This window comes from Streptosporangium fragile (assembly GCF_039534445.1).
Lineage (GTDB): Bacteria > Actinomycetota > Actinomycetes > Streptosporangiales > Streptosporangiaceae > Streptosporangium > Streptosporangium fragile.
In genome coordinates this window covers 1-4,411 of sequence record NZ_BAAAVI010000149.1, presented here as the reverse complement: position 1 = coordinate 4,411, position 4,411 = coordinate 1, and the positions used below count along the sequence as shown (strand labels likewise).

At 75.5% G+C, this 4,411-nt stretch carries 3 protein-coding genes; all 3 read right to left on the bottom strand.

What is annotated here, in order from left to right:
• Positions 1 to 1,486, bottom strand: a 1,486-nt coding sequence (locus ABD841_RS40220) for a serine/threonine-protein kinase (RefSeq protein ID WP_344982320.1), incomplete at its 3' end; no start/stop codon positions are given.
• A 254-nt stretch (positions 1,487 to 1,740) separates the two neighbouring features.
• The gene (locus ABD841_RS40215) at positions 1,741 to 3,138 is read right to left on the bottom strand and encodes a YlbE family protein (RefSeq protein ID WP_344982319.1); all 1,398 of its coding nucleotides are present in this window, start codon (positions 3,136 to 3,138) and stop codon (positions 1,741 to 1,743) included.
• A 70-nt stretch (positions 3,139 to 3,208) separates the two neighbouring features.
• Positions 3,209 to 4,303 carry an AllF/FdrA family protein gene (locus ABD841_RS40210; RefSeq protein WP_344982318.1) on the bottom strand — a complete coding sequence of 365 codons (1,095 nt, stop codon included), beginning with the start codon at positions 4,301 to 4,303 and terminating at the stop codon, positions 3,209 to 3,211.
• Positions 4,304 to 4,411 lie beyond the last annotated feature (108 nt).

The following is a 4,411-nucleotide window of genomic DNA, read 5'->3' as shown; positions in this document are numbered from 1 at the left end:
GGGCGCAGCCCGCGGCCTCACGCGGAGCCCGGTCGGCCGGGGCCGGCAGCGGCCAGGGCGTGGGCGGCACCTCGCCGCCCACGCCGGGACGCCGGTCGGGTGCCTCACCGCCCCCGCCGGGTCGGTCGCCCGGGAAGCCACCGGGCGCCGCGCCACTCCCGCCCGGCAGGTCGCTCGGGAAGCCGCCGGGCCGGTCGCCCGGGAAGCCGCCCGGCAGGTCGCTCGGGAAGCCGCCGGGCCGGTCGCCGGAGAAACTGGTCAGCGCGTCGAACGAGCCACCGTCCAGTCCGGGCGCGGGGGCGCGCAACGCGTCGTAGCCTCGCTGGTGACCGCCGTTCGGGACGGCCGGGGGGTGTCCCGGCGGGGTCAGCACGTCCGCGCGGTGCCCCCCGGGCGCCCCGGCGAGCGCGTCGTGGGGATCCAGGGGGCCCATGACGGAGGTGTACGGGACCCGGATCGGGCCGGAGGGCGTCTCGATGATCCGGGAGGGTGTCGGCCCGGACGGCGTCTCCAGCAGGGGCGGCATGTGCATCGCCACCGACTCGCCGGGGGTCGGTATCGGCACCGGGGGAGCGATGGGCGCCCGGTTGGGCGTGCTTGAGCCGTGGTTGCGCAGCACCTGGTCCAGCAGGTCCGAGACCTGGGCGGCGCTCATCCGGTCGGCGGGGTTCTTGCGGAGCAGGCCCTCGATGACGGCGCTCAGCGCGCCCGCCCGCTGCGGCCGGCCGGGCTCCAGGGTGAGGATCGCACCGAGCACGGCCACCGGGTCGGATCCCTCGTACGGGGGACGGCCCTCGACCGCCGCGTACAGCGTGGCGCCGAAGGACCACAGGTCGGAGGCCGGGGTGACCGCCTGGCCGGACAGCCGCTCCGGCGGGATGTAGGCGGGGGAGCCCATCAGCAGGCCGGTCTGGGTGATCGTGACGTCGCCCTCCACCGCGGCGATGCCGAAGTCGGTGAGGACCACCCGGTCGGCGGTCAGCAGCACGTTCCCGGGCTTGACGTCGCGGTGCATGATTCCGGCGGCGTGCGCGTGGCGCAGCGCGTCGAGCACCCGCACACCGATCTCGGCGGCCTGGACCACGGGCAGCGGTCCGTTCTGCCGGACGGCCTGCTCCAGCGACCAGGCGCGGACCAGCTCCATCACGATCCAGGGGCGGCCGTCCTCCTCGACGACGTCGTGCACGGTGACGATGCCGGGATGGCTGAGCCGGGCCGCCGAGCGGGCCTCGCGCAGCATCCGCTGGTGCGCGATCTGCGTGCTCGCGTGATCCAGCCCGTAGGGGAGTATCAGCTCCTTGACCGCCACGTCCCGGTCGAGCAGGACGTCGTGGGCGTGCCAGACCATGCCCATCCCGCCACGGCCCACCGGCGACACCAGGCGGTAGCGCCTGCCCACCAGCCTGCCCTGGCCCTCCCGCGCCGCTCCGGCGAGATCCCCGCCGTCAGGGCCCTGGGGGGTATTTCCGAGCAAGCGATCGGTCATCGTACCCCGTTCCCTATAACCAACCCTTATTTGCGCGGTTCGCCACGATATCGGGATGGCATTCGGCAATGGAAGCTGGCCGGTGAGCGAACGGCATGAGGGTATTTGCCGGCAGGCGCTTCTCCGGATGGGTGGCCGGGCGTTCATCTCCGCCCTGACGTCGCCGAACGTCACCCGGGGCCGCCGGTCGGCACGGGCCGGCACGGGCATTGTCGGCTTCGCGGCACCTTACCGTAAAAGATCGATGAAACCATTCACGCCGCGTCGGCGGCCGCTTCGGCCAGCGCCGCCAGCGCCGCGGTGAAGGCCGAGGCGGGTGGGCTGACCAGTCCCGCGCCGACCTGTCCGGTGCCCGCGACCCGGCCCGCGATGCCGGTGTTCACGGTGGGCAGCAGGCCCGTCCTGGCCACCAGCGTGACATCGACGCCGGTCGGCGTGCCCCGGAAGTCCAGCGTGGGGATCTGGTACGCCGGGTGCTCGGCCAGGGTGATCTCGTACATCGACCGGGTCGCCGCCGTCGCCTCCGTCACGTCACCGCCGACGAACCGGACGATCGCCGGCGCCGCGGCCATCGCGAAACCGCCCAGGCCCACCGTCTCGGTGATCGTGGAGTCGCCGATGTCCGGGTTGGCGTCCTCGGGGCCGTACGCGCCCAGGTAGAGCCCGTCCGGCACCCCCGCGGGACCGGTGAACCAGCGGTCGCCGAGACCGGAGACCTGGACGCCGAAGTCCGTGCCGTTGCGGGCCATCGCCACCACCAGGGTGGAGCCCGGGACGTTCCGGGCGGCGTCCGCGCTGACCTTGCACGCGGCCATGCCCGCGTTGAGGAAGAAGTGGTCGTTGCCGTTGATGAAGCGCAGGACCTCGGCGGCGTGGCCGGGAGCGGTCTCCACGATCGACGGGGCGAGTTCGCGCGCCATCAGCGAGGTGGCCGCCCGGTTGCGGTTGTGCAGCTCGTCGCCCATCTGCAGGGCCTGCGCGATCAGCGCCCCGAGGTCCAGCGGTCCGCTGCGCTCCAGCGTCGTGCGCAGCACCGGGCCGAGCACCTCGCCCATCCACCGCAGGCGTTCGAGCACCTCGGGGCCGTAGGCGCCGTAACGCAGCACCTTGCCCAGACCCTCGTTGAGCGAGCAGTACGCGCTACCGCCGTGCTCGGCGTCACGGACCTCGAACATCCACATCGACGGCGTGACCACACCCGCCATCGGCCCGACGGTCCGGTGGTGGTGACAGGAGTCCAGCCGGGCCCGTCCGGCGGCCAGCCGCTCCTCGGCCTCCCCGGCGTCGGCGGCCAGCCCCTCCAGCAGCATTGCCCCGATCAGCGCGCCCCGCAGCGGGCCCGACGCCCGCTCCCACTCGATCGGCGGCCCCGCGTGCAGGAAAGTGCCCTCCGGCAGGTCGAGCACCTCGCGTGCGGGCCGTACCCCGACGAGCTGCGGCCGCGCGGACGTCAGGCGTCTCACGGCCGTCTCGTTGGCGCCCGCCCGGCGCGGGTCGGCCAGCACCCGGGCCAGGTCCGCCTCGGTGCCGGGCATCGGCGGGCGCCAGTCGACCCGCACCCGCGGGACGGCCTGCGCGTCCAGCGCCTCGCCGAGCACGTCGGCTCCGACCGTGATCACTTCCGGCTCGCCGGTGAGCATGGGCAGCGTCATCGATTACTCCTGAGCGAAAGGCGGCGGCTTCCCGCCGGGCGGACCCGGGTCCCGGACCCGCGGGAACGGGTCAACGGGCGGTCGCGACGGTGCCGGCCGCGGCCGAGGCGGCGCCCGCCGCGTAAGCGGCGGCCCGCGCGTTGGACGCGAACACCGCGGCGCCCGCCGCCTGCAGGGCCAGGGCCTGGGCGTGGAGCCCCTGGGGGTCGCCCTCGGTCCCGACCAGTGCGACGACCACCGTGACACCCCTGGCGGTGGCGGCGGCGACCGCCGGTGCGAGCCGCGCCGCGGGGTCGGGGTCGGCGCCGTGGCCGAGCACCACGTCGAGCAGCGCGACGTCGCCGGGCGGCACCTCGGCCAGCGCCTCCAGGCGCAGCGTCGGGTCGATCATCGGGTGTGCCCGGCCGCGGGTGTAGGCGTCGTCGCCGAAGTCGGTGAACTCGCCGAACCCGGTGACGAGCCGGGCCTCGGTGCACAGCGTCCCGCCCGAGTAGATCCCCCGCAGCCTCCCCGCCGGGGCCGCCGCGCCGGGCGCGCCCGCGGGCCCGGCGGGGGAGGCCGCCGTGCCCGCCGCGGGCCAGGACGGCCACTCGGGGACCGGGATGCCCAGCACGCGCAGGACCGTCTCGGTGGCGGTGGTCAGGTCGTCCTGGTCGGGGCCGAGCAGGGCCGTCACCACGGGAGTGTCCAGCTTCGCGACGGCCTCCGCGACGGCCCGCGCGACCTCCGGGGCCGGAGGCTTGGCGATCAGGAAGATCAGCTCGGTGGCCGGGTCGGCGTCCAGGGCACGCAGGGCGCGCAGGGTGGACGCCCCGGCCACCTCCGCCGACAGGTCCCGGCCGCCCACGCCGAGCACGTGGCTCACCCCGACACCGGCCAGATCCAGCAGGCAGGTCGCCTGCTGGGCGCCCGTGCCGGAGGCGGCCACCACCCCGACCGGGCCGGGCCGCAGCACGTTGGCGAAGCCCAGGCCCGCCCCGCCGATCACCGCGGTGCCGCAGTCGGGCCCCATGACCAGCACGCCGCGCTCGGCGGCACGCCTCTTGAGCAGTACCTCCTGCCCGACCGGCACGTTGTCGCTGAAGATCATCACGGACAGCCCCGCCTCGACCGCGTCCAGCGCCTCGGCGAACGCGTACGGGCCCGGTACCGAGACCAGGGCCACGGTGGCGGCGGTGGCGGCACGGTCACGCGCGGCGGCGCGGACGGTCCGCGGGGGCCGCTCGGCGGCGGGCCCGGCCGGCGCCCGCCCGGGGAGCGGCGATCACCCGGG